At 53.9% G+C, this 26572-nt stretch carries 32 protein-coding genes; 29 read left to right on the top strand and 3 right to left on the bottom strand.

What is annotated here, in order from left to right:
- Position 1: 1 nt before the first annotated feature.
- Together GC56T2_RS10930 and GC56T2_RS10925 are read right to left on the bottom strand one after the other, a co-directional pair.
- Positions 2–262 carry a spore coat protein CotJB gene (locus tag GC56T2_RS10930; protein WP_144975136.1) on the bottom strand — a complete coding sequence of 87 codons (261 nt, stop codon included), beginning with the start codon at positions 260–262 and terminating at the stop codon, positions 2–4.
- Positions 259–489 carry a spore coat associated protein CotJA gene (locus GC56T2_RS10925; RefSeq protein WP_144975134.1) on the bottom strand — a complete coding sequence of 77 codons (231 nt, stop codon included), beginning with the start codon at positions 487–489 and terminating at the stop codon, positions 259–261. Before GC56T2_RS10925 ends, GC56T2_RS10930 begins: the two co-directional genes overlap by 4 nt.
- 97 nt (positions 490–586) lie before the next feature.
- On the opposite strand from GC56T2_RS10925, the gene GC56T2_RS10920 reads away from it, so the two are divergent.
- The 13 genes from GC56T2_RS10920 (at position 587) to rpsA (ending at position 12272) form a co-directional block, all read left to right on the top strand.
- Entirely contained in the window at positions 587–979 is a 393-nt protein-coding gene (locus GC56T2_RS10920; protein ID WP_144975132.1) for a hypothetical protein, read from the top strand.
- Positions 980–1138: 159 nt separating this feature from the next.
- Positions 1139–1729, top strand: coding sequence for a genetic competence negative regulator (locus tag GC56T2_RS10915; protein ID WP_144975130.1), 591 nt, complete (start codon positions 1139–1141; stop codon positions 1727–1729).
- 322 nt (positions 1730–2051) lie between these two features.
- Entirely contained in the window at positions 2052–3323 is a 1272-nt protein-coding gene (locus GC56T2_RS10910; RefSeq protein ID WP_144975128.1) for a Glu/Leu/Phe/Val family dehydrogenase, read from the top strand.
- A gap of 87 nt (positions 3324–3410) precedes the next feature.
- Entirely contained in the window at positions 3411–4391 is a 981-nt protein-coding gene (locus GC56T2_RS10905; protein WP_144975126.1) for a YpdA family putative bacillithiol disulfide reductase, read from the top strand.
- A 77-nt stretch (positions 4392–4468) separates the two neighbouring features.
- On the top strand, positions 4469–5437 hold the full coding sequence (locus GC56T2_RS10900) for an asparaginase (RefSeq protein ID WP_033021170.1): 969 nt from the start codon (positions 4469–4471) through the stop codon (positions 5435–5437).
- An 83-nt stretch (positions 5438–5520) separates the two neighbouring features.
- A complete protein-coding gene (prsW, locus tag GC56T2_RS10895; RefSeq protein ID WP_144975124.1) occupies positions 5521–6198 on the top strand; it encodes a glutamic-type intramembrane protease PrsW in 678 nt (225 codons plus the stop codon).
- Between the two features lie 83 nt (positions 6199–6281).
- The gene (sleB, locus tag GC56T2_RS10890) at positions 6282–7076 is read left to right on the top strand and encodes a spore cortex-lytic enzyme (RefSeq protein WP_144975122.1); all 795 of its coding nucleotides are present in this window, start codon (positions 6282–6284) and stop codon (positions 7074–7076) included.
- 14 nt (positions 7077–7090) lie between these two features.
- Complete coding sequence (gene ypeB / locus GC56T2_RS10885) at positions 7091–8434, top strand: germination protein YpeB (protein ID WP_144975120.1); 1344 nt, start codon at positions 7091–7093, stop codon at positions 8432–8434.
- A 301-nt stretch (positions 8435–8735) separates the two neighbouring features.
- Positions 8736–9392: a flagellar brake protein gene (locus tag GC56T2_RS10880; RefSeq protein ID WP_144975118.1), complete on the top strand. Its 657-nt coding sequence runs from the start codon at positions 8736–8738 to the stop codon at positions 9390–9392.
- Between the two features lie 51 nt (positions 9393–9443).
- Complete coding sequence (locus GC56T2_RS10875) at positions 9444–9623, top strand: YpfB family protein (protein ID WP_144975116.1); 180 nt, start codon at positions 9444–9446, stop codon at positions 9621–9623.
- A 91-nt stretch (positions 9624–9714) separates the two neighbouring features.
- Positions 9715–10389, top strand: a complete 675-nt coding sequence (gene cmk / locus GC56T2_RS10870; RefSeq protein ID WP_144975114.1) for a (d)CMP kinase — start codon at positions 9715–9717, stop codon at positions 10387–10389.
- The gene (locus GC56T2_RS10865; protein ID WP_144975112.1) at positions 10386–10973 is read left to right on the top strand and encodes a lysophospholipid acyltransferase family protein; all 588 of its coding nucleotides are present in this window, start codon (positions 10386–10388) and stop codon (positions 10971–10973) included. Before cmk ends, GC56T2_RS10865 begins: the two co-directional genes overlap by 4 nt.
- 135 nt (positions 10974–11108) lie before the next feature.
- The gene (gene rpsA / locus GC56T2_RS10860; protein ID WP_144975110.1) at positions 11109–12272 is read left to right on the top strand and encodes a 30S ribosomal protein S1; all 1164 of its coding nucleotides are present in this window, start codon (positions 11109–11111) and stop codon (positions 12270–12272) included.
- Positions 12273–12993: 721 nt separating this feature from the next.
- Here the strand turns inward: rpsA and GC56T2_RS10855 are convergent.
- Positions 12994–13128: a YpzI family protein gene (locus tag GC56T2_RS10855; protein WP_144975108.1), complete on the bottom strand. Its 135-nt coding sequence runs from the start codon at positions 13126–13128 to the stop codon at positions 12994–12996.
- A 647-nt stretch (positions 13129–13775) separates the two neighbouring features.
- Here GC56T2_RS10855 and GC56T2_RS10850 point away from each other — a divergent pair.
- The 16 genes from GC56T2_RS10850 (at position 13776) to GC56T2_RS10775 (ending at position 26523) form a co-directional block, all read left to right on the top strand.
- On the top strand, positions 13776–14372 hold the full coding sequence (locus tag GC56T2_RS10850) for a YphA family membrane protein (RefSeq protein WP_144975106.1): 597 nt from the start codon (positions 13776–13778) through the stop codon (positions 14370–14372).
- On the top strand, positions 14369–15271 hold the full coding sequence (locus GC56T2_RS10845) for a YIEGIA family protein (RefSeq protein ID WP_144975104.1): 903 nt from the start codon (positions 14369–14371) through the stop codon (positions 15269–15271). Before GC56T2_RS10850 ends, GC56T2_RS10845 begins: the two co-directional genes overlap by 4 nt.
- Entirely contained in the window at positions 15261–15446 is a 186-nt protein-coding gene (locus GC56T2_RS10840; protein WP_033021194.1) for a capping complex subunit for YIEGIA, read from the top strand. Before GC56T2_RS10845 ends, GC56T2_RS10840 begins: the two co-directional genes overlap by 11 nt.
- Positions 15447–15555: 109 nt before the next feature.
- Positions 15556–16866: a ribosome biogenesis GTPase Der gene (gene der / locus GC56T2_RS10835; protein WP_144975101.1), complete on the top strand. Its 1311-nt coding sequence runs from the start codon at positions 15556–15558 to the stop codon at positions 16864–16866.
- Positions 16867–17033: 167 nt separating this feature from the next.
- Positions 17034–18071, top strand: a complete 1038-nt coding sequence (locus tag GC56T2_RS10830; RefSeq protein WP_144975099.1) for an NAD(P)H-dependent glycerol-3-phosphate dehydrogenase — start codon at positions 17034–17036, stop codon at positions 18069–18071.
- 175 nt (positions 18072–18246) lie between these two features.
- Positions 18247–18450 carry a DUF2768 domain-containing protein gene (locus tag GC56T2_RS10825; protein ID WP_144975097.1) on the top strand — a complete coding sequence of 68 codons (204 nt, stop codon included), beginning with the start codon at positions 18247–18249 and terminating at the stop codon, positions 18448–18450.
- 19 nt (positions 18451–18469) lie between these two features.
- The gene (locus GC56T2_RS10820) at positions 18470–19192 is read left to right on the top strand and encodes a hypothetical protein (protein WP_144975095.1); all 723 of its coding nucleotides are present in this window, start codon (positions 18470–18472) and stop codon (positions 19190–19192) included.
- Positions 19193–19350: 158 nt separating this feature from the next.
- Positions 19351–20829, top strand: coding sequence for a stage IV sporulation protein A (gene spoIVA / locus GC56T2_RS10815; RefSeq protein ID WP_033021202.1), 1479 nt, complete (start codon positions 19351–19353; stop codon positions 20827–20829).
- Between the two features lie 522 nt (positions 20830–21351).
- Positions 21352–21624, top strand: a complete 273-nt coding sequence (locus GC56T2_RS10810) for an HU family DNA-binding protein (RefSeq protein ID WP_008879623.1) — start codon at positions 21352–21354, stop codon at positions 21622–21624.
- A 126-nt stretch (positions 21625–21750) separates the two neighbouring features.
- On the top strand, positions 21751–22317 hold the full coding sequence (gene folE, locus GC56T2_RS10805; RefSeq protein ID WP_144975093.1) for a GTP cyclohydrolase I FolE: 567 nt from the start codon (positions 21751–21753) through the stop codon (positions 22315–22317).
- A 13-nt stretch (positions 22318–22330) separates the two neighbouring features.
- The gene (gene mtrB, locus GC56T2_RS10800) at positions 22331–22555 is read left to right on the top strand and encodes a trp RNA-binding attenuation protein MtrB (protein ID WP_008879621.1); all 225 of its coding nucleotides are present in this window, start codon (positions 22331–22333) and stop codon (positions 22553–22555) included.
- A gap of 114 nt (positions 22556–22669) precedes the next feature.
- A complete protein-coding gene (locus GC56T2_RS10795; protein WP_144977260.1) occupies positions 22670–23446 on the top strand; it encodes a heptaprenyl diphosphate synthase component 1 in 777 nt (258 codons plus the stop codon).
- 4 nt (positions 23447–23450) lie between these two features.
- Complete coding sequence (menG, locus tag GC56T2_RS10790) at positions 23451–24155, top strand: demethylmenaquinone methyltransferase (RefSeq protein ID WP_033021206.1); 705 nt, start codon at positions 23451–23453, stop codon at positions 24153–24155.
- A gap of 15 nt (positions 24156–24170) precedes the next feature.
- Entirely contained in the window at positions 24171–25133 is a 963-nt protein-coding gene (gene hepT / locus GC56T2_RS10785) for a heptaprenyl diphosphate synthase component II (RefSeq protein ID WP_144975091.1), read from the top strand.
- A 98-nt stretch (positions 25134–25231) separates the two neighbouring features.
- Positions 25232–25681 (top strand): nucleoside-diphosphate kinase, encoded by a 450-nt coding sequence (ndk, locus tag GC56T2_RS10780; RefSeq protein ID WP_144975089.1) that lies wholly within the window; start codon positions 25232–25234, stop codon positions 25679–25681.
- 71 nt (positions 25682–25752) lie between these two features.
- The gene (locus GC56T2_RS10775) at positions 25753–26523 is read left to right on the top strand and encodes a CheR family methyltransferase (protein WP_144975087.1); all 771 of its coding nucleotides are present in this window, start codon (positions 25753–25755) and stop codon (positions 26521–26523) included.
- Positions 26524–26572 lie beyond the last annotated feature (49 nt).

Here is a 26572-nt window from a genome sequence, read left to right as displayed (position 1 = left end):
ATTATACTTGCCAAGGCCACGGCGTGTCGTCCCAGTTCCATGGGTAGCTGGAATAGCTATGGCCAAACTGCTCGAGCGGTCCGTAGGCGGCTTCAAACTGTTTTTTCAGCTGCTTCCGCTTTTGGGCGAGTTGGTTAAATTGTTGAATCGCTTGGTAGTCGGTCGGATGCGTGTCTAAATAGAGCGTCAGCTCAACGAGGGCGAAGTCGACGGCTTGCAGCTCCTCAAGCTGCTCGTAATACTCTTTTGGCATTTGCTTCATGAGCCATCACCTTTGGTTTTCATTTCGTAAGGGCTGTAATACGGATCGTAAAACACTTGCCAGAGCGTTCCTTTCTTCAATGCTTCACGAAGCGGGAATTGCGGCAAGTTTGGCGGTTGAAACCCGACGTACAAGTTTGGAGCGGTGACGTACGTTTTGACGCGGATCGGCGGGCAGGGGTCAAACGGGCTGATGTACGGCTCGTATTGTTTGCGCGTGGTAAACAAGGAAATTCCTCCTTTTAGGCAAAGTACAGTCTATATGTATGTGAGCGCGCCGCGGCTCATGCCTGTCTGCCGTGCAAGAAAATCGCGGAGGAAAGTTATGCGCCGGTTATGGATGACGTCGATGGTCGCGGTCTTGTGCAGTTACTTGTTTTTGCATTGGCTCCCGCCGCTAGAGCCGTTTTCTCCCACTTTGTTTTGGACGCAGCTGTTGTTTTCCCCGTTAAGATCATGGCTTGCTTTCGGCTGTTTTTTTCTCGGGGTCGCTGCGAACGGCGCGCTGCTTCGCCGGGCGATGACCGGGGCGGTGAGTTGGTTGGCCGGACGGCGGGTTCGCATTGGTGAGTGGTTGATAAGCATAGCGGCGCTTAGCCATTTTTACTGGGTGTTTCAGTTTCATTGGCGGTTGGCGGCGCTTTTTTTCGCTTTTTCCTTCTTTTATGGTATGATGACGTTACGAGGACGCTGGCTAACTGAAGACGGCCGGCTTTAGCAGGAGGAAGTATGGTTATCGGGGGAGCAACCGAGAAAAAATGCTTGTCTAAAACCCGGGAAACGATGTAAACTCATTAATAACAACAAACGAACCAATTGCCAGTTGTGACATACAATAACGGTAAGAGATGGCTCTGTAGGTAAGGAGGGGTTGCCGATGCGTCTGGAGCGCTTGACCCACAACAAGATAAAAATTTTCCTGACATTCGACGATTTGTTGGACCGCGGGCTGACCAAAGACGATTTATGGAAAGACACGTTGAAAGTCCATCAGCTGTTCCGCGATATGATCGAGGAAGCAAGCGAAGAGCTCGGCTTTGAAGTGAACGGATCGATCGCGGTCGAAGTGTACTCTTTACCGGCGCAGGGCATGGTCGTTATCGTTACGAACGAAGGCGACTACGATGACATGGAAGAAGAGTTCGCCGACGATTATATCGAAATGCAAGTAACGCTCGATGAGAGCGATGACATATTTTACGAATTTCAATCGTTCGAAGATGTCATCCAGCTCGCTCATCGCCTGCATGCGGTCGGCTGCCTTGACGGCACGCTTTATTCGTATCAAGACCGCTTTTACTTGCATGTTCCACAAGAGCCTCCCATTCCGCTCGATAACTTTGTCGCCTTGCTGGCCGAGTTCGGCAATCCGGCCACGATTACGATACACCGTGTGCAAGAGTATGGAAAACGGCTGATCGAACACCGCGCCATCGAGCAGCTCGTCCGTTATTTTCGCGCCCACTGAGGCGGGCAAGAGGGTGTCCCAAAAGGATCGGGACGCCCTTTTTTCGTGACGATTATACGTGCTCACGGTTTCTGTCGCGCGATATGTTGCGCCGGCCGAAAAACACCCGAATTCGAAAATGGGCCAAGGAAGCGCGTCATCGTTGGCCTGCCGCTTGATGAAAGCCGATGGGGGCGCCTTGGAAGGTTTCCAGCCGTAAATGATGTCGCACCGAACGCTTGCCGTCTTCTTATGATTTTTCCTTTGCATCCGCTCACAGAAGGTGTATACTATGACATGGAAGGCGACAAACTATTCTAGCGAGCTTATAGGAGGTTTACGTATGGCAGCCGATAAGCATACGGAAGAAAAGGAACAACAATACGACGTGCTGGCGTCGACACAAATTGTTATACATAGAGCGTTAGAGAAGCTCGGTTATCCAGAGGAAGTGTACGAGCTGTTAAAAGAGCCGATTCGCGTGTTGACGGTCCGCATTCCGGTGCGCATGGATGACGGAACAGTGAAAATTTTCACTGGCTACCGCGCCCAGCATAACGATGCGGTCGGCCCGACGAAAGGCGGCGTGCGTTTTCACCCGGATGTCACGGAGCGCGAAGTGAAAGCGCTATCGATCTGGATGAGCTTAAAATGCGGCATCGTCGATTTGCCGTATGGCGGCGGCAAAGGCGGCATTGTCTGCGATCCGCGCACGATGTCGTTCCGCGAGCTCGAGCGGCTAAGCCGCGGCTACGTGCGCGCCATCAGCCAAATCGTTGGCCCGACGAAAGACATCCCGGCGCCGGACGTGTTTACGAACTCGCAAATTATGGCGTGGATGATGGATGAGTACAGCCGCATCCGCGAGTTCGATTCGCCTGGTTTCATCACTGGGAAGCCGCTTGTCCTCGGCGGTTCGCACGGCCGGGAAACGGCGACGGCCAAAGGGGTGACGATTTGCATCCGCGAGGCGGCGAAAAAACGCGGCTTATTGCTTGAAGGGGCGCGCGTCGTCGTTCAAGGGTTCGGCAACGCCGGCAGCTATTTGGCGAAATTTATGCATGACGCCGGGGCGAAAGTGGTCGGCATTTCCGATGTGTACGGCGCGCTGTACGACCCGAACGGGCTCGACATCGACTATTTGCTCGAGAGGCGCGACAGCTTTGGCACGGTGACGAAGCTGTTTAAAAACACGATTTCGAATAAAGAGCTGCTTGAACTCGATTGCGACATTTTAGTGCCGGCGGCCATCGAAAACCAAATTACGGCGGAAAATGCTCCGCGCATCAAGGCAAGCATCGTTGTCGAAGCGGCGAACGGACCGACGACGCTCGAAGCGACGGAAATTTTAACGCAGCGCGGCATTTTGCTTGTCCCGGATGTGCTCGCTAGCGCTGGCGGCGTGACGGTGTCCTATTTCGAGTGGGTGCAAAACAACCAAGGCTATTATTGGACGGAAGAGGAAGTCGAGCAGCGGCTGGAAAAAGTGATGGTCAAAGCGTTCAACAACGTATACGAAATGGCGCAAACGCGCCGCGTCGATATGCGCCTTGCCGCTTACATGGTCGGCGTCCGCAAAATGGCGGAAGCGTGCCGATTCCGCGGTTGGGTATGACGCGGCGAGCGTTGACGTTTGCAAGCTTTCACGAAATCCCCTATCATAAGATAGGGGATTTTTTGCTTCGTGCGAGGTGACAAAAACATGAGAGAAGAAACGATCATCATCGTCGGCGGCGGCCCATGTGGGTTGGCGGCGGCGATCGCTTTGCAGGATGCCGGGTTTTCGCCGCTTGTGATCGAAAAAGGCAACATCGTCCATACGATTTATCGCTTCCCGACGCATCAGACGTTTTTCAGCACGAGCGACCGGCTCGAAATCGGCGGGGTGCCGTTTGTCACCGAAAACCGGAAGCCGACGCGGAATCAGGCGCTCGCTTATTATCGGGAAGTCGTTGTTCGCAAGCGCGTGCGCGTCAACACATTTGAGGAAGTGAAAGCAGTCCGTCGCCAACAAGATGGAACGTTTTGGCTGGAAACGTCGAAAGCCGAGTATCGCGCCTCGTACGTCGTGATCGCCACCGGGTATTACGACCATCCGAACTATATGAACGTGCCGGGGGAAGCGCTGCCGAAAGTGATGCATTACTTTAAAGAAGCGCATCCGTACTTCAACACCGACTGCGTCGTCATCGGCGGGAAAAACTCGAGCGTCGATGCGGCGATGGAGCTGGTGAAAGCGGGAGCGCGCGTGACCGTGCTGTATCGCGGCAGCGACTATTCGCCGAGCATTAAGCCGTGGATTTTGCCCGAATTTGATGCGCTCGTCAAAAAAGGCGTCATTCGCATGGAGTTTCGCGCCCATGTGAAAGAAATTACCGAAGACGCGGTCGTGTATGAAGTCGACGGAGAAACGAAAACGATCAAAAACGATTTTGTGTTCGCCATGACCGGCTATCATCCCGACCATCGCTTTTTAACGAGCATCGGCGTCCACGTCGATCCGGAAAGCGGCCGCCCGCATTACGATCCCGAGACGATGGAAACGAACGTTCCCGGGCTGTTTATCGCCGGCGTGATCGCGGCGGGCAATAATGCCAATGAGATTTTTATTGAAAACGGACGATTCCATGGAGAGGCGATCGCTGCCTGCCTCGCCCGTCGTGAGCGGCGCGCGTCTTCTTAACGCGACGACCTTGCCGCCTTGTCGCGGCGGGGAGGTGGGGGCTTTAGTGGAAATAGAAAGCGCAGGTGAACGATAGGATGAAACGAAAAGTCGTTTTGTTGACGACGGGGGGCACGATCGCCAGCAAGCGGAGCGAGCGCTCCGGCCGTCTCCGGGCAGGGGCGTTAAGCGGCGAGGAGTTGGCGGCGATGTGCCATTTGCCAAATGATATAGAAATCATCGTCGAAAGCGTATTTCAATTGCCGAGCATGCATTTGACGTTTTCCCATTGGCTCGAACTCAAACAGCGGATTGAAGCGCATTTCGCCGATCCGACGGTCGATGGCATCGTCGTCACCCATGGGACGGATGCGCTTGAGGAAACGGCGTACTTTCTTGACTTGACGATCGATGACCCGCGGACGATCGTCGTCACCGGTTCGCAGCGCGCTCCGTCCGATTTGGGCAGCGACGTGTACATCAACATCCGCCACGCCGTTTACGCCGCCTGCGCCGAGCCGCTGCGCGGGACGGGCACGGTCGTCGTGTTCAATGAACGCATTTTTGCCGCCAAATACGTAAAAAAAGAGCATGCCTCGAACATTCAAGGATTTAACGCGTTTGGTTTCGGTTATTTGGGGATTATTGATAACGATGAAGTGCATGTGTATCAAAAGCCGGTTCGCCGCGAACATTACCAACTCATCCGCCCGCTCCCGCCCGTCGATATTGTGAAATGTTATTTGGAAGCGGACGGGAAGTTCATCCGGGCTGCGCGCGAGAGCGGGGTCGCCGGTTTGGTGCTCGAAGGAGTCGGCCGCGGCCAAGTGGCGCCCAAAATGGTCGATGAAATCGTCAAAGCCATTGAAATGGGGATCAAAGTCGTGGTGACGACGAGCGCCGAAGAAGGAGCGGTGTACACGACGTACGACTATCTCGGCAGCGCCTATGATTTGCATAAAAAAGGGGTCATTCTCGGCAGCGATTACGATGCGAAAAAGGCGCGCATCAAGCTGGCCGTCGCCCTCGCCTCCGATGCCCCGCTCGATGGTTTGTTCGCCTTTTAGGCGGATGGCTGTCAATTTCTCTTTTTTTGCCCCAACTTTCATGATACGATAGAGATAAGAATGATAGAGAAACGGGGATCGGTATGTTTTCTTTGGTTTCCGCCGGCGTTGCTCCCGGAGTGGCGCTGCTCAGCTATTTTTATTTGCGCGATGAATATGAGTCAGAACCGCTCTCATTTGTGTTGCGCATGTTTTTGTTCGGCGCTTTGCTCGTCTTTCCGATCATGTTCATCCAGTACGTGCTTGCCGAAGAGCGAATCGTTTCGTCGCCGATGGCCGAAGCGTTTCTTTCCGCCGCGTTGCTGGAGGAATTTGTGAAATGGTTTGTCGTCTATTTTTTTGTGTATGATGATGACGAATTTGACGAGCCGTATGATGGCATTGTCTACAGCGCCAGCGTCTCACTCGGATTTGCGACGTTGGAGAATTTGCTGTATTTGTTGGCCAACGGCGTGGAGACAGCGTTCGTCCGGGCGCTGCTGCCGGTGTCGAGCCATGCGCTCTTTTCTGTCATCATGGGATTTTACTTTGGCAAGGCGAAATTCGCCCGCCAAAAGCGCAGCTATTATTTATGGCTGTCGTTTTTGCTGCCGTTTTTCCTCCACGGCGTCTATGATTGGCTGCTGCTCGCGAAAGAGCGATGGAGCTACTACATGGCGCCGTTTCTGCTCGCTTTATGGTGGGTGGCGCTGCGCAAAGTGAAACAGGCGAAAGGGGCGGTTCGAACTGCAGCGTTGCCGTCCGTCAACAGCCAAGCGTGATCGCTTGGCTTTTTTTTGTATAAAACGAGCAAAACGAAGGAAAATAGGGATAAAAACGGCAAGTGCTGACGGGAGGTTTGCAGATGGCAAGGAAAACGTTTCTGCTGTTTTTGCTCGGTGTATGGGCGGCGCTGTATCCGATGGGCCACGCCGCGGCCTTTTCGCCGCAAGTGATCCAGCGCGGGGCGGTTGGCGATGATGTCATCGAGCTGCAGGCGCGGCTCCAGTATCTCGGTTTTTACAACGGCAAAATTGATGGGGTGTTTGGCTGGCGCACGTATTGGGCGCTTCGCAATTTTCAGTATGAGTACGGCCTGCCGGTCGATGGATTGGCCGGTGCAGAGACAAAGCAAAAACTGGTGAGAGCTTCGAAATATTACGAGTCGTTTGTCAAAGAACAAATCCGTCAAGGAAACGACTTCACCCACTACGGAGGCATTCCGCTCAGCCAGCAAGTGAAAAAGCGGAGCGGCGGAGGGGGACGGACGGTGAAAGCGACGGCGTCCAACGTCCCTAAAGGATTTTCGCAAAACGATATTCAGTTGATGGCAAACGCCGTTTACGGAGAAGCGCGCGGCGAACCGTACATCGGACAAGTGGCCGTGGCCGCTGTCATTTTAAACCGGCTTGAACATCCTTCGTTCCCGGATACAGTGGCCGGGGTGATTTTCCAGCCGGGAGCGTTTACGGCGGTCGCTGATGGACAAATTTGGCTGACGCCGAACGAAACAGCGAAAAAGGCGGTGTTGGACGCTATTAACGGCTGGGATCCGACCGGCGGAGCGATTTATTATTTCAACCCGGCGACGGCGACGAGCGCTTGGATTTGGAGCCGGCCGCAAATTAAGCGGATCGGGAACCATATTTTCTGTAAATAAAAGGAGGGAGACGGATGATTCGAACCGTTTTGCTGGCGGTGCTTGCGCTTGCTGTCATCGGCACCGGCTATTGGGGGTATCGCGAGCACCAAGAAAAAAACGCGATTTTGATTCACGCGGAAAACAACTATCAACGCGCGTTTCACGATTTGGCTTACCAAATCGACTTGCTTCATGACAAACTAGGAGCGACGTTGGCGATGAATTCGCACGCATCGTTGTCGCCGGCGCTCGCCGAGGTGTGGAAAATCGCCTCGGAAGCCCATTCCGATGTCGGCCAGCTGCCGCTGTCGCTTCTGCCCTTCAATAAAACGCAGGAGTTTTTGTCGCGCATCGGCGAGTTCAGCTACCGGACAGCGGTGCGCGATTTGGAAAAAGAACCGTTGACAAAGGAAGAATACCATACGCTGCAAGCGTTGTATCAAAACGCTGGCAAGATTCGCCAAGAATTGCGCAACGTCCAACATTTGGTGCTTGAAAACAATTTGCGTTGGATGGATGTCGAGCTCGCGTTGGCGACGAGCGACCAAAAAGGGGACAACATCATCATCGATGGGTTTAGAGCGGTCGAGAAAAACGTGGATACGTTCTCCAGTTCTTCGGAGTTTGGCCCGTCGTTTATCGGTCTTGCCAATGAAGAAAAAGGGTTCGTGCGCGCGAAGGGCGGCCCGATTTCGAAGGCGGAAGCGCGGCGGATCGCTCGCGATTTCCTCGGGTTAAAGGGAACGGAAGACATCAAGGTGACGGAAAGCGGCAAAGGGGCGGACGACCGCTTTTACAGCTTAACGATTCATGATCCGAAAACAAAGGGCGATATTTACATGGATATCACCAAAAACGGCGGCTACCCGATTTGGGTGTTGAACAGCCGTCCGATCGGCAAACCAAACATCGGTTTGCATGAAGCGGCCAACCGCGGGCTGGCGTTTTTAAAACGGCATCGCTTTACCGGATTTGAGCTGTATGACAGCACGCAATACGACAATGTGGCGGTGCTTACGTTCGTCAAAAGCGAAAACGGCGTTCGCATCTACCCGGAAGCGGTGCAAATGAAAGTGGCGCTGGATAACGGCCGTGTGGTCGGTTTTACCGCGCGCGACTATTTATCATCGTCCATTCCGCGTCCGCTGCCGAAACCGAAACTCACCGTCGACGCGGCGAAGAAAAAGTTGAACCCGCATTTAAAGGTGATGGAGCAGCGTCAAGCGGTTATTATGAACGATTTGCAAAAGCCGGTGCTTTGCTATGAATTTTTAGGAACGATGGGCGACGATACGTACCAGCTGTTCATTAACGCCTCGACAGGACTAGAGGAAAAAGTGGAAAAATTAGAAAGCGTCGAACCCGCTTACGGATAAAGGAGGAAAGGCGCCTGAAAGCACGGGCGTCTTTTCTCGTTTTTTTGAATACGCACCGCCCTTCGGTTCATTCCCGGATGGCGGGCTAAAGATTGTCCATGAGGTTATTCTCACCCTTGGATGGCGGGCCAAACGTTGTCCATGGAACGTTTCCACCGCCATCCCGTGCGGCGCGCGATGATTTTCATGCCGGAATGGGTAACAAGTCTGAAGGGCGATATGGTATAATTGTCTTGAACAACCATTCAAAGACAGAGGCGAATGTCTCAGCGAAGCTGGCTGAAAAGGGGAAAAGTGAACGATGACGATCAAAATCGGGGATTCGATCCGCCTCGAACCGTTGGACGGCTCGGCGCGGCAATATCAGAGCAAGGTGCTCGACATCGGCGACGGGGCGGTTCACATCGGTTATCCGGTCGATCAAACAAACGGAAAAACGGTGTATTTGTTAAACGGCATGCAATTCAAGGCGAGCGTGGTCGGGCAGGATGGGGGCTTATACTTGTTTGACACAGAAGTGAAAGGGAAAGTGCGCGTTCCGCTGCCGATGATTGTTTTATCTTATCCGGGGGAGGAAGCGCTTCTGCGCATTCAACGCCGCCGTTACGTGCGGGTGAAAACGAACGTCGATGCCGCTGTCCATCCGCTCAACGGCGGGTTCGCCCCTTTTGCGACCATGACCGTGGATCTTAGCGCCGGCGGCGCGGCGCTCGTTGTTCCGCCGGCTGTTGCGCCGCTTTTGCATCCTGGAATGCCGGTTGAACTTTGGCTTGTGCTGCCCATGCGCTCGGGGGAGTATCATTATGTTCAGACGAAAGCCGCCGTCGTGCGCACAGTGACGAGCGGGCAACATACGGCGAAAACGTCGGTCGAATTCACTGAACTTGACCCGCAGGACCGCCTTCGCCTCATTCGTTACAGCTTTGAGCGGCAGCTCGAAGAACGGAAAAAGGAATAAAGCGGCAAGGGGGGTGGAATACTGCTAGAAAAAGGGAGGCGGGTGAACGCGATGAAACGGATGGAAACGCTGTTATGGAAGCTCGTTCTTATCCAGGCAATCTGTTTGCTTGTCGCCCAATGGCTTGTCCTCTACACCCCGATCGAGCTTTACATCAATAAGGTGTACGAATATGAAGGGGTCGCAAAACAGGAAAAAATGAAATCGGTCGAAACAGCCGTCGACCGTTGACGGCAAATATGATACAATGAGCGTAGACGCATGCAGGAGTTTCCTGCATTTTCTTTATGCACTCATTACTTTGGATCAAGCAGGAGGAATTATGAAACGACGAATTAGCATTGCGATCGACGGACCTGCGGCGGCGGGGAAAAGCACCGTTGCCAAACTCATTGCCCATCGCCTTTCCTACGTGTACATCGATACAGGCGCCATGTACCGCGCGCTGACGTACCGCGCATTGGCGTGCGGCATCGATATCCATGATGAACAGGCGCTCTTGTCGCTGCTTCGCGATACATATATTGAATTGAAGCCATCGCGCCATGGACAGCAGGTGTTGGTAAACGGTGAAGATGTCACGGATGTCATCCGCGGCGAGGCGGTGACGAAGGCGGTATCATGGGTGGCCAAGCACCCGCTTGTGCGCGAAGAGATGGTCGCCCGTCAGCGCGCGTTGGCGAAGGACGGAGGCGTCGTCATGGACGGGCGCGATATCGGAACACATGTGTTGCCGGATGCCGAAGTGAAAATTTTCTTGAAAGCTTCGGTGGAAGAGCGGGCGCGGCGTCGGCACGAGGAAAATATCGCCCGCGGCTTTCCGTCCGATCTGGAAACGCTCAAAGAAGAAATCACCCGCCGTGACCGTCTCGATTCGGAGCGGGAAACAGCGCCGCTTCGCAAGGCTCCCGATGCGGTCGAAATCGATACGACGTCGCTGTCGGTGGAAGAGGTGGCGGAGCGAATCATGGACATTGTCAATGAAAGGATTGGATGAGGGTGGATTTTTATTCGTTCGCCAAGGTGGTCGTTAACGGGGTGCTCACCCCTTTTTACCGCATTCAAACGATCGGGTTGGAACAATTTCCAAACGAGGGGCCTGTGCTTCTGTGCGCCAACCATATCAGCAACCTCGATCCACCAGTGGTCGGCATCACGGCGCCGCGGCCGGTTCGGTTTATGGCGAAGGAGGAACTGTTCCGCACGCCGCTTGTCAAAACGCTCGTTCATCATTTGCGCGCGTTTCCGGTCAAACGCGGCATGAATGACCGTCAGGCGCTGCGCATGGGGCTTGAGGTGCTGAAACAAGGGGAAGTGCTCGGCATTTTTCCAGAAGGGACGCGCAGCAAAGACGGTCGGTTGCAAAAGCCGTTGCCGGGAGTCGGCTTTTTTGCCCTGCGCACCGATGCCGCCGTCGTTCCGTGCGCCATCATCGGCCCGTACCGACCGCTTCGGCCGCTCAAAGTCGTATACGGGGCGCCGGTCGATATGACGCCGCTGCGAGAGCGGAAGGCGAGCCCGGAGGAAGCGGCCGATTACATTATGGATCATATCCGCCAGCTGCTTGAACAACATCGCTAAGCATTCTAGTACATGTTGATTGAGAAAATATGGTATACTAATTAGAAAAGCGTCCTTCGTTTGCCGACAGCCGGCCGCGGCCACGGTGCGAGGCGCGCTTTTGACAGTTGCTAGTCGATGAAGGAGGTTTTTGCGATGACGGAAGAGATGAATGTGCAAGTGAACGTGTATGAGGTGGGCGACATCGTCCGCGGCAAAGTGGTCAAGCTCGAGGATAAGCAAGTGCTTGTTGAGGTGGAAAACAGCAAACAAAGCGGGATCATCCCGATCAGCGAGCTGTCGAACTTGCATATTGAGAAACCGAGCGATGCCGTCGCTGTTGGCGATGAGGTGACGGCCAAAGTCAAGAAGGTCGAAGAAGGCCAAGAGGGGGAAGAAGGGCTGCTCATTTTGTCCAAAAAAGCGGTCGACGCCGAGCGGGCGTGGGAGGAGCTGGAACGCAAATTCGCAAGCGGCGAAACGTTTGAAACGGTCGTCAAGGACATCGTCAAAGGCGGGCTTGTCGCCGATGTGGGCGTGCGTGGCTTCATTCCGGCGTCGCTCGTTGAGCCCCACTATGTTGAAGACTTTTCGGACTACAAGGGAAAAACGTTGGCCGTCAAAGTCGTGGAGCTGGACCGCGAGAAAAATCGCGTCATTTTGTCGCACCGGGCGGTCGTAGAGGAAGAGCAAGAGCGGCAGCAAAAAGAGCTGCTTTCCCGTCTCGAGCCGGGGCAAGTGCTCGATGGCGTCGTCCGCCGCATCGCCGATTTCGGCGTCTTTGTCGATGTTGGTGGGTTTGATGGGCTCGTACATATTTCCCAGCTTTCCCACACGCGTGTCGCCCATCCGGCCGATGTGGTGAAAGAAGGCGATGCCGTCAAAGTCAAAGTGTTGGCTGTCGATCCGGAAAACGGACGGTTGTCATTGTCGATCAAAGAAGCGCTGCCTGGCCCGTGGGAAGGCGTGAGTGCCAAAGTGAAGCCGGGGGATGTCGTGACGGGAACGGTGAAGCGGCTCGCGTCGTTCGGGGCATTTGTGGAAATTTTCCCGGGCGTCGAAGGACTGGTCCACGTTTCGCAAATTGCCAATCGCCGCATCGGTTCGCCGCATGAAGTGCTGAAAGAAGGCGATGAAGTCAAGGCAAAAGTGCTCGATGTCAACGAAGCCGAGCACCGCATTTCCTTGAGCATTCGCGCGCTGCTTGAAGAAGAGGCGGCTGCGCCGGCCGAGGATTACAGCTCGTACACAAGGACTGCGGAAGCGCGCGGCTTTCAGCTTGGCGAAGTGATCGGCGAACAGCTGAAAAAATTAAAATAACAGGCGGTGATCGAGCGCCGGATCAAACGCGCGCAACGGCCGCTGACAGGCGCGGTGCACAGCGGTAAAAAAGAGGGCCGAAACGGTCGCCCGTCTCCCGAATCGGCCCACCCTCGCGCGGCAGAAACGGCAAGCGAAATACAGCAGTGAAAAAGGGGCCCCGTTCGTTCGGGCCCCCTCTCTTTGTTGTCGGGGCGCCGAAAGACGAAAGCCGGCGTGCGGGCTTTCACGCGAAACAACCTGGAAATGAAGCCGGCCATGCCCGCCGCGGCCAAAAAAGTGCAGGCGTCCGTTCCGTGGGGACGCCTGCGTTTTCCTCTAGAAGGCCGATGTTGAAGGGGAACTACTGCTCTCGAACCGTGTTTCTCAAACGGAAAACCCTCGCAACGTCATCATTTCATTTTTTTTCATTTCTCACCAATTGAACAATGTTGGTTTTCATCAGCTTTCTAGGGGGCTGGTGATTTAAGGGACAAGCCGTTTATCAAGCCCGTTTCTCAAATAGAAAAGCCCTGTCGCATCAGGATCGCCTTTCAAACGTTCCCCCATTGTTCAAGAGAAACAATCGTTTTTCACCAGCCATCTAGAAGGCCAGTGGTTTAGAGCAAAATACCGCTGAGTTCTACTCTTTTCTCAATGAGAGAAACCTCGCAGAATCAGCTTTCTTTTTGGAATGAAAATGTCGCCGATTGGTGTGTGACAACGGTTTTTCACCAGCCTACTAGTGCTTGTTTCGTTCGCGCGCTTCGGCTGGTGTATCGAGCCGGGCGGCTCCTTGATACGAAAGCGACTGGTCGCGGTCGGACTGAACTTGCCGCGACTGTTTCAGTTTTTTCTCCTGCCGGTCTTTTCCCATGATACGTTGCCCCTTTCTGTCCAAGGATCATTTTTACTATGGATTTCGACCAAGGGTTTTATACATGGGATCTTGCAGGAAAGGATAAGACGTTGAGGATGTGCAGGGATAACGTGAAAAATCGCTGATTCCTTTCAGCAATGGAGAACGCATGAAAAGTAGGAGCGCTGCAACAAGGTTTGTCTAGTTAAGCAATGACATTGCAAAGTTCAATCACCGGCTCTGGAGAGGTTCCTCTTTCAGAGCATGGATATTGCGCAAATTTTCAAGTTGATATGGAAAGAAGGCAGATTTATGGTATCTTTGTTTTTCAACTTCCTATTTTTCTTTCTTATTTTGATTTTGATTGTAGTGTTTCATGATTTTATCCCAAGAAAAATACTTGCCTATCTCTTTCCAAGTTTGATATTTCTCATTATGTTCATTCCGTTGCTAGGTCATTCTACTTTGTTGTTGAATTACCAGTTACGAACACAATTAGACAACTTATCAGTTGAGAAAGTGAATTTCCGCTCGGATCCGAAGGCGGTGGAGAAAATCCATTCGTTAAATTGGCGGTGGCGATAGGAAAGATGCCGCTGAGCCGAGGAACGAACGGTTAAGAAAGGAGAAAAGGTGGCATAATGAACATCATAAGGAGTGAAAAAATGGAAGGAGCTTATTTTTATGTCGGCTGTTGGTTGCTGTGGCTGGTGGCGACCTTTTTTATGAAAAAGACACCGGAGCGGACCGCTTTGGCGGCGTTTGCGCTTTTGATGATCAGTTCCGCCTCGCTTGAGTTAAAAATCGGTCCGATGCGGGCGGCGCTGTCCTTTTTTGTCCTTTTGTTCGCGTCTTGCTACGGGATGGTGAAGCAGCGGCCGTGCTCCTCCTTGCTGATGGTGTGGTCGACGTCGGGGGTGGCGTTTGCCTACGCCGCTTTTCGTCTGCTTGCTCTGTTTGATCCGGTGTGGATTTGGCTTGATGAGCGATGGCTGCTTGCTTGGTGGCTGGCGATTGTCAGCGCGTTGTTTCATCGCCGGCTTTTCGCCCGTCTTGTTTGTGTCGCCATGGGCGGCTGTCAAGGCGAGGTGGTGTATGCCTTGGCGATTGACCGCATGGCGCCCGACTATGTCATCGGTTCCTTTTCTTTTCTCGATGCGCTTTCCATTAGTGTGGCGTCGCTGCTTGTTTGGGAAATGATTCGCTTTTTTGCCTTCCAGCTCGAAGAAAAACGGCCGATAAGGGGGACGAGGCAGCCGTGAATGAATACACGTTTCCGATCTTATACGGAGTAATCGTCGGGGTGGTGACGCGCCTTTACTTGCTGCGCACCGATTACCGGCAATACCCGACGTATTTGCACGGTCGGACGATTCACCTTGCGCTTGGAGCGATTGCCGCTGGATTAGGAACGGTCGCCGTGCCGGCGATCATGGAAAAGGAGTTTGCTGCCATCACCTTTTTGGCGTTGGCCGCTTCGCAGTTTCGCGATGTGCGCAACATGGAGCGCAACACGTTGAACGAGCTTGATCAGTATGAGCTCGTGCCGCGCGGCAAGACGTACATTGAAGGGATCGCCATCGTGTTTGAAGGACGAAATTATTTGGTCATCTTTGTTTCTTTTTTATCGACGCTGGCCTATCTCGTATGGAACATTGGGGCGGCGCTGGCCGCCAGCCTCATCGGCTTGATGGTGGCGCGGCGGTTTATGAGCGGAAGCCGGCTGAAAGACATCGCCGACGTCCAGTATGTCAAGCCGCATTTTGAAGGGGCGGGGCTGTATGTGGACAACATTTACATCATGAACATTGGCTTGCCGGCGCGGCGCGAAGAAATTTTGCGCTATGGCATGGGGTTTGTTTTAACGCCGAAAAATTTCAACGCCCGCACGACGATCGCCAACCTCGGCCAGCGGCAAGCGATTTTGCACGATGTGTCAACAGCGCTCGGCATTTATCGGGACTCGGGGACGCCGGCGCTCGTGCCGCTCGCGAAGCGGGACTTAAACGATGGGCGCGTCGGTATTTTTATTTTGCCGCAAGTAGAAGATGTCGAGAAGGCGAAGGCGGTCATTGAAAACGTTCCGGTGCTTGAGAGCGCTATTCGCATGCCGGCGAAACGGCGCTGGAAGCGGAGAGGAGGTGGCGGTGATGACGCATGAAAAAATGATTTTGGCCATTGTGACGACCAAGGGCGAAACTGTGGCCGGCGGCGCGCCGATCTTTCTTTGTCAGACCAACGAGGAAATGGAGAGGATTGCCGCTAATTTAGAGGCGATTTTGGATGGCATCGCCCATGAATTGAGCGAGGGGCTTCTTATTATCGTCAAACATTAGTTGTTGAGCGTTTCGCTTTTTGATAAAATAAAGCAGCTGCGGTATGCCCTTTTCGAAAAGGGCGTTTTTCACGAGGAACGATATAAAAATGACGATAAAGGGTGGTAGCATGGCGAATCCAGTCGTGGCCATTGTCGGCCGTCCGAATGTGGGGAAATCGACGATTTTCAACCGCATCGTCGGGGAGCGCATTTCCATCGTCGAAGACGTACCCGGAGTGACGCGCGACCGCATTTACAGCCGGGCCGAATGGCTGAACCATTCGTTTTACTTGATCGATACCGGGGGCATTGACATCGGCGATGAGCCGCTGCTTGTGCAAATTCGTCAGCAGGCGGAAATCGCGATCGATGAGGCCGATGTCATCATTTTTATGACCAACGGCCGCGATGGCGTGACCGCGGCCGATGAAGAAGTGGCCAAGCTGCTTCATCGCTCGAACAAGCCGGTTGTGCTCGCGGTGAACAAAATCGACAATCCGGAGATGCGCGATTTGATTTATGACTTTTACGCCCTCGGCTTTGGAGAGCCGTATCCGATTTCCGGGGCGCACGGGACGGGGCTTGGTGATTTGCTTGACGCCGTCGTCCGTCATTTCCCGAAAGGCGGCGGGCAGGAATATGAGGAGGACGTGATTAAATTTTGCTTGATTGGCCGCCCCAATGTCGGCAAGTCGTCGCTAGTGAACGCCATTTTAGGCGAAGAGCGGGTCATCGTCAGCGACATCGCCGGCACGACGAGGGACGCTGTGGACACCTCGTTCGTGCGCGAAGGGCAGGAATATGTTATCATTGATACGGCAGGGATGCGCAAGCGAGGAAAAATTTATGAAAGCACGGAAAAATATAGCGTCTTGCGCGCATTAAGAGCCATTGAGCGCTCGGACGTCGTGCTTGTCGTGCTAAACGCTGAAGAAGGCATCATCGAGCAGGACAAAAAAATCGCCGGATATGCCCATGAGGCCGGACGCGGCGTCATTTTGGTCGTCAACAAATGGGATGCGATTGAAAAGGACGACAAAACGATGGTCGAGTTTGAGCGGAAGATTCGCGATCATTTTCCATTTTTGGATTATGCACCGATTTTATTCGTGTCGGCGAAGACAAAACAGCGGCTGCATAAGCTCTTGCCGCTCGTCCAGCTTGTGAGCGACAACCACGCGATGCGCGTTCAGACGAATGTGCTCAATGAAGTCATTATGGACGCGGTGGCGATGAATCCGACGCCGACGCACAACGGTAAGCGGCTAAAAATTTATTACATGACGCAAGTGGCCGTCAAACCGCCGACGTTTGTCGCGTTTGTCAACGATCCGGAATTGATGCATTTTTCATATGAACGGTTTTTGGAAAACCGCATTCGCGACGCGTTCGGTTTTGAAGGCACGCCGATCAAAATCATCGCCCGTCCGCGGAAATAAGGAGAGAGCCGATCTTTTTGATCGGGCGGGGGAAATCAGTGCGCGCGCTCCATAGGGCAGCTCAACTGCTGGGGGCCGCCTCTGTTTCTGGCGAAGGCGGGATGGAGACGGAGCGATGCGGCTGCTTTTTCACGCTTGCGACAATGGGACGAAGGAAGTGGGAAACGATGGAGAATATCGCCGTACTGGGAGCGGGAAGCTGGGGCACGGCGTTGGCGCTCGTTTTGGCCGACAACGGGCACCGCGTCCGTCTTTGGAGCCACCGCGCTGAACAAGTAAGAGAGATCAACGAGCGGCGGACGAACGAAAAATATTTACCCGCCGTCCGTCTGCCAGAATCCATCGTTGGGTACGACGATCTTTGCGCTGCGCTTGACGGCCTTTCCATCGCCGTGCTGGCCGTGCCGACGAAGGCGATCCGCACGGTGCTCAACCAAGCGCGTTCCTGCTTGACGGCACCGATCACGATTGTTGCCGTCAGCAAAGGAATCGAGCCAGGGACGCATAAGCGAGTGTCGGAAATGGTGATGGAAGAGCTCGGCGAATGGCTCGAGGATGTCGTCGTCCTTTCCGGGCCGAGCCATGCTGAGGAGGTCGTGCTCCGCCATCCGACGACCGTGGCGGTATCCTCGCCCAATATGGAAGCGGCGCGCCGCATCCAAGACATCTTTATGAACCATCACTATTTCCGCGTATATACGAACCCGGATTTAATCGGCGTTGAAGTTGGCGGAGCGCTGAAAAATATCATCGCCTTGGCCGCCGGCATCAGCGACGGGCTCGGCTACGGAGATAACGCCAAAGCGGCCCTGATTACAAGAGGTCTCGCCGAGATTGCTCGCCTCGGTTGCGCCCTCGGCGCTAACCCGCTGACGTTCGCCGGTTTGACGGGAGTCGGCGATTTGATCGTCACGTGCACGAGCGTTCATTCCCGCAATTGGCGGGCTGGACACATGCTCGGTCAAGGGAAAAAGCTCGACGAGGTGCTCGAGAGCATGGGGATGGTCGTCGAAGGGGTGCGGACGACCAAAGCTGCCTATGAGCTGGCGAAGGAGCTTGGTGTGAAGATGCCGATCACCGAAGCGCTCTATGACGTGCTGTTTGCTGGCAAAGACCCGAAAGAGGCGGTCGATTCGCTGATGGCGCGCGGAAAAAAAGAGGAAATGGATGACCTCAACACCATTTTTGCGGCGCAAGAATCGTGAAAATAGGCCAATGACGGTACAAGTTGTCTTCGGTGTGCATACAATATGGCGAACGATCATCGGCTTGAGCTTCCGGAAGGGTATAAGGCGATGCTGAAGTAAAGAAAGCCCCGCTTTACTTCAGCTTTTTTTATGTCGATGGTATAATGATAGTTGTCGAAAAGGAGGAGCGTGTATGTCACCGGCGCTAGCGAAAATGTGGATCGCCATCACGTCAATGGTGTTTATGTTTCTTTCGGTCGGCTTCATTTATTTGAGCCGCTATAAAATCAAGATGAAATGGCTGCGCTTTCTTTTGGCGTTCATCGCTTACATCCTGATGATTGTATCGGGCATCATCATTGTTTTTGTCGTGTTCAGCGGACCGACGCCGCAATAGGCAAAGGATGGAGGAACCTATGAAACAGATCGCTCGCTTGCTTTTAGCTTGCTTGTTTCTCGCGCTGCTTTCCGGGTGTTTGTATCCGCAAGAGCGGCTAAAACAAAACCAAATTCCTTACAAAGATCAAGTCGCGGCGGTGCAATCGGCGGTCGACGAATACCGGAAGGAGACCGGGGGGCTTTTGCCGATCAAAACACGGGATATGAAAACGCCGCTGTACCTAAAATACCCGGTCGATTTTCAAAAACTCGTCCCGCGCTACATGCAGGAGCCGCCGGGAAACGCTTATGAAAGCGGGGGCGTCTTTCAATATATCATTATTCATGCGGAAACGAAGCCGACGGTCAAGCTTCTTGATCTGCGCCTAGCCGAGCGCGTCCGCGACTTGAAGCTGCGGCTGAGAATGTATACGGACGAGCACCGTTATCCGCCGTTTCAAGACGTCGTTGCGCCCGGTGTGTTCACCCTTGATTACAAAAAACTTGGCTACAAAGATCCGCCGTATGCGGTCAGCCCGTTTTCCGGCAACAACTTGCCGTTTGTCATCGATGGGAACGGCGAAATTTACATCGATTACCGCCCTGATTTGTACGCGGCTTTAAAGAAATATCGGCACCATTATCGACCCGGCGATGATATTCGTCCGTTGTTGACCGACCATTCGCTGTTCGTGCCGGCGTATTCGTTGCCGTATACGATCGATGCGAAAACGAACGAACCGATTTTTTTCACGAAATAAGTCATCATCCCTTCTCTAGGAAAATACATTCTAGAGAAGGGATTTTTTCTTGCTTTTAGTCATAACTGAATCGGACAACATCATATGCATATAGTGTCCTGCTCTATTGATTCATCTCGCTGTTTCCAATAACGACCGAAGGACTGGAGGGAAGCCGTTTGGAAAAGGTCGATCTTTTTAAAGATATCGCCGAGCGGACTGGGGGCGACATTTATTTAGGGGTAGTCGGCGCGGTTCGCACCGGGAAATCGACGTTCATTAAGCGTTTTATGGAGCTGGTGGTCATTCCGAACATTAAAAACGAAGCCGACAAGGCGCGCGCTCAAGACGAGCTGCCGCAAAGCGCCGCCGGCAAGACGATCATGACGACGGAGCCGAAATTTGTGCCGAATCAGGCCGTGACGGTGAAAGTCGATGAAGGGCTCGAAGTCAACATTCGTCTCGTCGACTGCGTCGGCTACGCCGTGCCCGGCGCCAAAGGATATGAGGATGAAAACGGGCCGCGGATGATTCACACCCCTTGGTATGAAGAGCCGATTCCGTTCCAAGAGGCGGCGGAAATCGGGACAAGAAAAGTCATTCAAGAACATTCGACGATCGGGGTCGTCATTACGACCGACGGCACGATCGGGGAAATTCCGCGCCAAGACTACATCGAAGCGGAAGAGCGGGTGATTGGCGAGCTGAAAGAAGTCGGCAAGCCGTTCATCATGATCATTAACACCGTGCGCCCGCACCATCCGGAAACCGAGGCGCTCCGCCGCGAGCTTGCGGAAAAATACGACATTCCGGTGCTCGCCATGAGCGTGGAAAGCATGCGCGAAGCGGACGTGTATAACGTGCTCCGCGAAGCATTGTATGAATTTCCGGTCCTTGAAGTGAACGTCAACTTGCCGAGCTGGGTGATGGTGCTGCGCGAAGACCATTGGCTGCGCGAAAGCTACCAAGAAGCGGTGCGCGACACGGTCAAAGACATTAAACGGCTGCGCGATGTCGACCGGGTTGTGCAGCAGTTTGCCGAGTACGATTTCATCGAAAAAGCGCAGCTTGCCGGTATCGAAATGGGGCAAGGGATCGCCGAAATCGACTTGTACGCGCCGGATGAGCTGTACGATCAAATTTTAAAAGAAATCGTCGGTGTCGAAATTCGCGGCAAAGACCATTTGCTTCAGTTGATGCAAGATTTTGCCCATGCGAAAGCGGAATATGATCAAATCGCCGACGCCTTGAAAATGGTCAAACAAACCGGCTACGGAATCGCCGCTCCCGCTTTGTCCGACATGAGCCTTGACGAACCGGAAATCATCCGCCAAGGGTCGCGCTTTGGCGTCCGCCTGAAAGCCGTTGCGCCGTCGATTCATATGATCAAAGTCGACGTCGAATCGGAGTTTGCGCCGATCATCGGCACGGAAAAGCAAAGCGAAGAGCTCGTTCGTTATTTAATGCAAGATTTTGAAGACGATCCGCTGTCGATTTGGAATTCCGATATTTTTGGCCGCTCGCTCAGCTCCATCGTCCGTGAAGGCATCCAAGCGAAGCTGGCGCTCATGCCGGAAAACGCCCGCTACAAGCTGAAAGAAACGCTTGAGCGCATCATCAACGAAGGCTCCGGCGGCCTCATCGCCATTATTTTATAGAAAAAGTTTCATGGGCAGCGCGATCTGCCCTCTACCCAAGGATGAAAATCTCGCGTCAGTCCTGCATTTTCGCGGAAAAGCAGAGGCTGCGCGCCCAAGCTCCCGAGGAACAATGTTCCCCGCCCGCAGCAGTGCTTGCACTTCGAGGGCGGGGATTATTTTGCGGAAGGGAGTTAGATAGAAAAGAAAAACGGAGGCCGCGCGCCAAGCTCCCGAAAAAGGGGCTTTTTTTGATGCCGTTTTTTCAACTGCGAAGCGGCAAAGGGAAAAAATCGCCAAACCCCTTGAGAAATCAGGATTGGTACTTGATTATAGGCATGGCGTTATGGTAATCTTTTATCTGAAATCGTTGTTTTGGTGAAATATGCCTAAAATTGGCCGTTTTTGCGAAAAAAGAGGTTGAATTCTCGCGGTGAATTGGTTAAGATTAGGCATGTCACCGTTCCTTGCAATGTATAGAAACGCAGAAAAGTGTCTACAAATGGCAGTAAACAAGCAAAGCCTTGGGAGGAGGTGAATGGCATGAACAAAACGGAATTGATCAACGCGGTCGCTGAAACAAGCGGTCTTTCGAAAAAAGATGCAACAAAAGCCGTTGATGCGGTGTTTGATTCGATTACAGAAGCGCTGCGAAAAGGCGATAAAGTGCAATTAATCGGCTTTGGGAACTTTGAAGTGCGCGAGCGCGCCGCTCGCAAAGGACGCAACCCGCAAACGGGCGAAGAAATGGAAATTCCGGCGAGCAAAGTTCCTGCATTCAAACCGGGCAAAGCGTTGAAAGACGCTGTCAAATAAGCCTACATAGCCGGAGTGGAGAAAAGAAGGGCAGGTGTACACCGCCCTTCTTTTTTGTGTTTTTCTCATCCCTATGCTAGAATCGGATTACATGCAGCTTTTACGATGCAGGAGGATGTTATTTGTATGCCAGAGATCAATATTGCACAAATTGAATATGCCGTTCGTCTCATTCTCGAGGCGATCGGAGAAGATCCGAACCGCGAAGGGCTTGTCGATACGCCGAAACGGGTGGCGAAAATGTATGCCGAGGTGTTCGCCGGGCTCAACGAAGACCCGAAGCAGCACTTTCAGACCGTTTTCAGCGAAGAGCATGAAGAGCTCGTGCTTGTCAAAGACATTCCGTTCTATTCGATGTGCGAACACCATCTCGTTCCGTTTTTCGGCGTCGCCCATGTCGCCTATATTCCGCGCGAAGGAAAAGTGACCGGCTTGAGCAAGCTCGCGCGGGCGGTCGAGGCGGTGGCGCGCCGTCCGCAGCTGCAAGAGCGCATCACAGCGACGGTCGCCGACTCGATCGTCGAGACGCTCGAGCCGTATGGGGTGATGGTTGTCGTGGAGGCGGAACATATGTGCATGACGATGCGCGGCGTCAAAAAACCGGGGGCGAAAACGGTGACAACGGCGGTGCGCGGCGTGTTTGAAACGGATGCCAACGCCCGCGCAGAAGTGCTTTCGTTAATCAAAGCGTAAGGAGGAAAGGTCGATGTACACAAACAGCGACTTTGTCGTCATCAAGGCGCTCGAAGACGGGGTGAATGTGATTGGACTGACGCGCGGCGCCGACACGCGATTCCACCATTCGGAAAAACTGGACAAAGGGGAAGTGTTGATCGCCCAGTTCACCGAACATACGTCGGCGATCAAAGTGAGGGGAAAGGCGTACATCCAAACGCGCCATGGCGCAATTGAATCGGAAGGGAAAAAGTGATTCGGCAAATTTCTAGCAAACTAGAGCGCTTTCGGCAAAATTATGTTATAATGAGTCCGACATGACGGTGCGGATATTTTTTCGGGGACAAGGGTGGTTGATGTGAATGGCATCATGGTGAAACTGGCTTCATTGAAGGAACAAATTGAACGTCTGCTCGATCATCCATACTTGCGCGCGCATATACCGGTGCCGGCTGTGGACGAAGATCGGCTGCTGCTTTCGCTGTCGATGCTTGATGGCGCCAAAGAGGCGCTGGACGAGCCAGATCGGTGCATCACGGCCATGATGCTGATGCAAATCGCTCTTGACACCCATGAAGACGTGACGGATCGCGGCGGCGATTTGCGGACGCGGCAGCTCGCCGTTTTGGCCGGGGACTTGTACAGCGGGCTTTTTTACGAGCTGTTGGCCCGCTCCGGCGATGCGGCGCTGATCCGGCTGTTTGCCGAGGCGGTCCGCGAGGTGAACGAACAAAAAGTGCTGCTGTATGAGAAAAAAACGGAGCAGCTCGAACGGCTCGTTTCCGCCGTTGCTACGGTCGAATCAGCGCTGCTCGTCAAGCTCGCCGACCGCATCGGGGCGCCGCAGTGGGGGCAGTTTGCCCGCCATTATTTGCTGCTGCGGCGCTTGCGCTCGGAAAAAGAATCGTTTGTTCGCGGCGGGGCGTCGGCGCTGTTTGACCAGATGGCGCGCATCGCCTTCCCGCGGGTGAAGGCGGTGAAGGAACCGCGTCGGCAGCTGCTTCGCCTTTGCGATCGTTATATCGACCGTTGTCAAGAAGCGCTGTTTGCGGCGAATCTGCCGTTGAACAGTTTGTTGGCGCTTCGTCTCGCCGAGCTTTCCGGCGGGTTTCAAGCCATCGGCAAAAAGACGGTGGAAGAAGGGTAGAAGGATGCATCAATCGAAGGAAGAGCGAGTCCATCGTGTATTTGAAACCATTTCCGCTCATTACGACCGAATGAATTCGGTGATCAGCTTTCGCCGCCATCTCAAGTGGCGTGAAGATGTGATGCGGCGGATGAACGTGCAAAAAGGGAAAAGAGCGCTTGACGTTTGCTGCGGAACGGCTGACTGGGCGATCGCGCTAGCTGAAGCGGTCGGCCCGGAGGGGGAAGTGTACGGCCTTGATTTCAGCGAAAACATGCTGAAAGTCGGCGAGCAAAAGGTGAAGGCGCGCGGCCTCGCCAATGTGACGCTCATCCACGGCAACGCGATGCAGCTGCCGTTTCCCGACAACACATTTGATTATGTCACGATCGGCTTTGGCTTGCGCAATGTTCCCGATTACATGACAGTGCTTCGGGAAATGCACCGCGTCACGAAGCCGGGGGGCATGACCGTCTGTCTGGAGACGTCGCAGCCGACACTGTTTGGCTTTCGCCAGCTTTACTACTTGTATTTTCGGTTTATCATGCCGCTGTTTGGCAAGCTGTTGGCGAAAAGCTACGAGGAGTATTCATGGCTGCAAGAATCGGCACGCGAGTTTCCGGGGCGGGATGAGCTGGCCGAGATGTTTCGCCAAGCAGGCTTTGTCGATGTCGAGGTCAAACCGTACACGTTCGGCGTCGCGGCGATGCACATAGGCTATAAACGATGAGTTAAGGTGAACACCATGAAGTTGAAGGCCATTTATTCGTTTTTACATGATGATTTGGCGGCAGTGGAAACGGAGCTCGAGCGGACGGTCCGGTCCGAGTACGGGCCGCTTGGAGAAGCGGCGCTTCACTTGTTGCAGGCGGGCGGAAAGCGGATCCGTCCCGTTTTTGTCTTGCTTGCGGCCCGTTTTGGCCAAGCGGACGTCGAACAGGTGAAACATGTCGCCGTCGCGCTCGAGCTCATTCATATGGCGTCGCTCGTCCACGATGACGTCATCGATGACGCCGACACGCGCCGCGGCCGGCCGACGATTAAAGCGAAATGGAGCAACCGCTTTGCCATGTACACCGGCGATTATTTGTTTGCCCGTTCGCTGGAACGGATGGCGGCGCTCGATGACCCGCGCGCCCATCAAGTGCTGGCGGAGACGATTGTTGAAGTGTGCCGGGGGGAAATCGAGCAAATCAAGGACAAATACCGATTCGACCAGCCGCTGCGCACGTATTTGCGGCGCATCCGCCGCAAAACGGCGCTATTGATCGCCGCCAGCTGCCAGCTTGGCGCGTTAGCCGCCGGCGCCCCGGAAACGGTGACCAACCGGCTGTATTGGTTCGGCCATTACGTCGGCATGTCGTTTCAAATCACCGATGACATTCTCGACTTTACCGGGACGGAAGAACAGCTCGGCAAACCGGCCGGGAGCGATCTGCTCCAAGGAAACATCACGCTGCCGGTGCTGTATGCCCTTGGCGATGCGCGCGTGCGGTCTAAAATTACCGCCGTCGGCGCGGACACGAACGCGGAAGAGATGGCCGCTATATTGGCGGCGATCAAACAAACGGACGCCATCGAGCGGTCGTATGCGCTCAGCGACCGTTATTTGGAAAAGGCGCTCCACCTCCTCGATGAGCTGCCGGCCAACCAAGCGCGCTCCTTGTTGCGCGATCTCGCCCTGTATATTGGAAAAAGGGATTATTAGCGCTTTCAAGGAGTCGGTTGCCAACGGCGGGAAACCATGATACTATGATGGGTGGGAGCTTGTCTCCCAGTACATACGACAGTAGGGGTGGAGAGCGAATGGCAGAACGGACATTCATCATGGTGAAGCCGGACGGAGTTCAACGCAATTTGATCGGCGAGATTGTCGCCCGCTTTGAAAAAAAGGGCTTCCAGCTCGTTGGCGCCAAGCTGATGCAAGTGTCGCGCGAACTGGCTGAGCAACATTACGCCGAGCATAAAGAGCGCCCGTTCTTCGGCGAACTCGTTGATTTCATCACTTCCGGGCCGGTGTTTGCCATGGTGTGGGAAGGCGAAAACGTAATCGCCGCCGCCCGGCAAATGATGGGGAAAACGAATCCACAGGAGGCTGCCCCCGGCACGATCCGCGGCGACTTCGGTTTGACGGTCGGCAAAAACGTCATCCACGGCTCCGACTCGCCGCAAAGCGCCGAACGGGAAATCAATTTGTTCTTTAAAGAAGACGAGCTCGTCAGCTACTCGAAACAGATCAACGCATGGCTGTACTGATGCGAAGACCGGCCGCAATTCGGCCGGTTTTCCATTTTCATCATCGATCCATGAGGGAGAGGGAGACGACGATGGACGATTACGCGCAGTTTATCGCCAAAGTGAAACGAAAAACAGGCATCGATTTGTCCTTGTACAAAGAAGCGCAGATGAAGCGGCGGCTGGCGGCGCTTTACGCCAAAAAAGGATTGAACAGCTTCACCGAACTGTTTGCGGCGATGGAAAAAGATCCGGCTCTATGGCATGAGTGTTTGGATCGCATGACGATCAATGTGTCCGAATTTTACCGAAATGCCAAACGGTGGGAAGTGTTGGAACAGACCATTTTGCCGCGGCTCTTGGCGGAAAACCCTCGTCCGCGCGTATGGAGCGCCGCGTGCTCGACCGGCGAAGAGCCGTATACGTTGGCGATGGTGCTGGCTCAGCACGTGCCGCTTCCGCGCGTCTCGGTGCTGGCGACCGACATCGATGAAAACGCGCTCGCCCGGGCGCGGCTTGGCTTGTACAGCGAACGATCGCTCGCCGAGCTGCCGGAGGCGATGAGAAAAAAATTTTTTACGAAAGACGGCGATTGGTATAAAATAGACGACAAGATCAAGCGGACGGTGACGTTTGAGAAACATAACCTGCTCGCTGATCCGTTTCCGGGGCCGTTTGATTTAATTGTCTGCCGCAATGTGCTCATTTATTTTACCGAGGAGGCGAAGCGGACGCTGTATCGGAAGTTCCATGCGGCGCTGCGGCCCGGCGGCGTGCTGTTTGTCGGCAGCACCGAGCAAATTTTCAACCCCAGCTTGTATGGGTTCGAGGTGGAGGAAACGTTTTTTTACCGTCGAAAGTAGCAGTTTTTTTTCAAATCACTATTTTCATTTTTCGCATTTATGATATATT

Source organism: Geobacillus sp. C56-T2, assembly GCF_007829715.1.
Taxonomy (GTDB): domain Bacteria; phylum Bacillota; class Bacilli; order Bacillales; family Anoxybacillaceae; genus Geobacillus; species Geobacillus icigianus.
The sequence above is the reverse complement of the archived record's forward strand: the minus strand, read 5'-3'. Positions and strand labels throughout refer to the sequence as shown.

What these genes read in the sequence shown, in the direction of transcription:
- sleB (WP_144975122.1), top strand. Translation starts at nt 6,282, where the DNA reads ATGGCAAGGAAAACGTTTCTGCTGTTTTTGCTCGGTGTATGGGCGGCG.
- rpsA (WP_144975110.1), top strand. Translation starts at nt 11,109, where the DNA reads ATGACGGAAGAGATGAATGTGCAAGTGAACGTGTATGAGGTGGGCGAC.
- GC56T2_RS10840 (WP_033021194.1), top strand. Translation starts at nt 15,261, where the DNA reads ATGACGCATGAAAAAATGATTTTGGCCATTGTGACGACCAAGGGCGAA.
- GC56T2_RS10850 (WP_144975106.1), top strand. Translation starts at nt 13,776, where the DNA reads ATGGAAGGAGCTTATTTTTATGTCGGCTGTTGGTTGCTGTGGCTGGTG.
- GC56T2_RS10905 (WP_144975126.1), top strand. Translation starts at nt 3,411, where the DNA reads ATGAGAGAAGAAACGATCATCATCGTCGGCGGCGGCCCATGTGGGTTG.
- GC56T2_RS10795 (WP_144977260.1), top strand. Translation starts at nt 22,670, where the DNA reads ATGGTGAAACTGGCTTCATTGAAGGAACAAATTGAACGTCTGCTCGAT.
- der (WP_144975101.1), top strand. Translation starts at nt 15,556, where the DNA reads ATGGCGAATCCAGTCGTGGCCATTGTCGGCCGTCCGAATGTGGGGAAA.
- GC56T2_RS10775 (WP_144975087.1), top strand. Translation starts at nt 25,753, where the DNA reads ATGGACGATTACGCGCAGTTTATCGCCAAAGTGAAACGAAAAACAGGC.
- GC56T2_RS10880 (WP_144975118.1), top strand. Translation starts at nt 8,736, where the DNA reads ATGACGATCAAAATCGGGGATTCGATCCGCCTCGAACCGTTGGACGGC.
- GC56T2_RS10875 (WP_144975116.1), top strand. Translation starts at nt 9,444, where the DNA reads ATGAAACGGATGGAAACGCTGTTATGGAAGCTCGTTCTTATCCAGGCA.
- GC56T2_RS10900 (WP_033021170.1), top strand. Translation starts at nt 4,469, where the DNA reads ATGAAACGAAAAGTCGTTTTGTTGACGACGGGGGGCACGATCGCCAGC.
- GC56T2_RS10915 (WP_144975130.1), top strand. Translation starts at nt 1,139, where the DNA reads ATGCGTCTGGAGCGCTTGACCCACAACAAGATAAAAATTTTCCTGACA.
- GC56T2_RS10855 (WP_144975108.1), bottom strand. Translation starts at nt 13,128, where the DNA reads ATGGGAAAAGACCGGCAGGAGAAAAAACTGAAACAGTCGCGGCAAGTT.
- mtrB (WP_008879621.1), top strand. Translation starts at nt 22,331, where the DNA reads ATGTACACAAACAGCGACTTTGTCGTCATCAAGGCGCTCGAAGACGGG.
- GC56T2_RS10830 (WP_144975099.1), top strand. Translation starts at nt 17,034, where the DNA reads ATGGAGAATATCGCCGTACTGGGAGCGGGAAGCTGGGGCACGGCGTTG.
- folE (WP_144975093.1), top strand. Translation starts at nt 21,751, where the DNA reads ATGCCAGAGATCAATATTGCACAAATTGAATATGCCGTTCGTCTCATT.
- GC56T2_RS10910 (WP_144975128.1), top strand. Translation starts at nt 2,052, where the DNA reads ATGGCAGCCGATAAGCATACGGAAGAAAAGGAACAACAATACGACGTG.
- GC56T2_RS10930 (WP_144975136.1), bottom strand. Translation starts at nt 262, where the DNA reads ATGAAGCAAATGCCAAAAGAGTATTACGAGCAGCTTGAGGAGCTGCAA.
- GC56T2_RS10865 (WP_144975112.1), top strand. Translation starts at nt 10,386, where the DNA reads ATGAGGGTGGATTTTTATTCGTTCGCCAAGGTGGTCGTTAACGGGGTG.
- ndk (WP_144975089.1), top strand. Translation starts at nt 25,232, where the DNA reads ATGGCAGAACGGACATTCATCATGGTGAAGCCGGACGGAGTTCAACGC.
- GC56T2_RS10920 (WP_144975132.1), top strand. Translation starts at nt 587, where the DNA reads ATGCGCCGGTTATGGATGACGTCGATGGTCGCGGTCTTGTGCAGTTAC.
- menG (WP_033021206.1), top strand. Translation starts at nt 23,451, where the DNA reads ATGCATCAATCGAAGGAAGAGCGAGTCCATCGTGTATTTGAAACCATT.
- ypeB (WP_144975120.1), top strand. Translation starts at nt 7,091, where the DNA reads ATGATTCGAACCGTTTTGCTGGCGGTGCTTGCGCTTGCTGTCATCGGC.
- GC56T2_RS10810 (WP_008879623.1), top strand. Translation starts at nt 21,352, where the DNA reads ATGAACAAAACGGAATTGATCAACGCGGTCGCTGAAACAAGCGGTCTT.
- cmk (WP_144975114.1), top strand. Translation starts at nt 9,715, where the DNA reads ATGAAACGACGAATTAGCATTGCGATCGACGGACCTGCGGCGGCGGGG.
- GC56T2_RS10820 (WP_144975095.1), top strand. Translation starts at nt 18,470, where the DNA reads ATGAAACAGATCGCTCGCTTGCTTTTAGCTTGCTTGTTTCTCGCGCTG.
- prsW (WP_144975124.1), top strand. Translation starts at nt 5,521, where the DNA reads ATGTTTTCTTTGGTTTCCGCCGGCGTTGCTCCCGGAGTGGCGCTGCTC.
- GC56T2_RS10825 (WP_144975097.1), top strand. Translation starts at nt 18,247, where the DNA reads ATGTCACCGGCGCTAGCGAAAATGTGGATCGCCATCACGTCAATGGTG.
- hepT (WP_144975091.1), top strand. Translation starts at nt 24,171, where the DNA reads ATGAAGTTGAAGGCCATTTATTCGTTTTTACATGATGATTTGGCGGCA.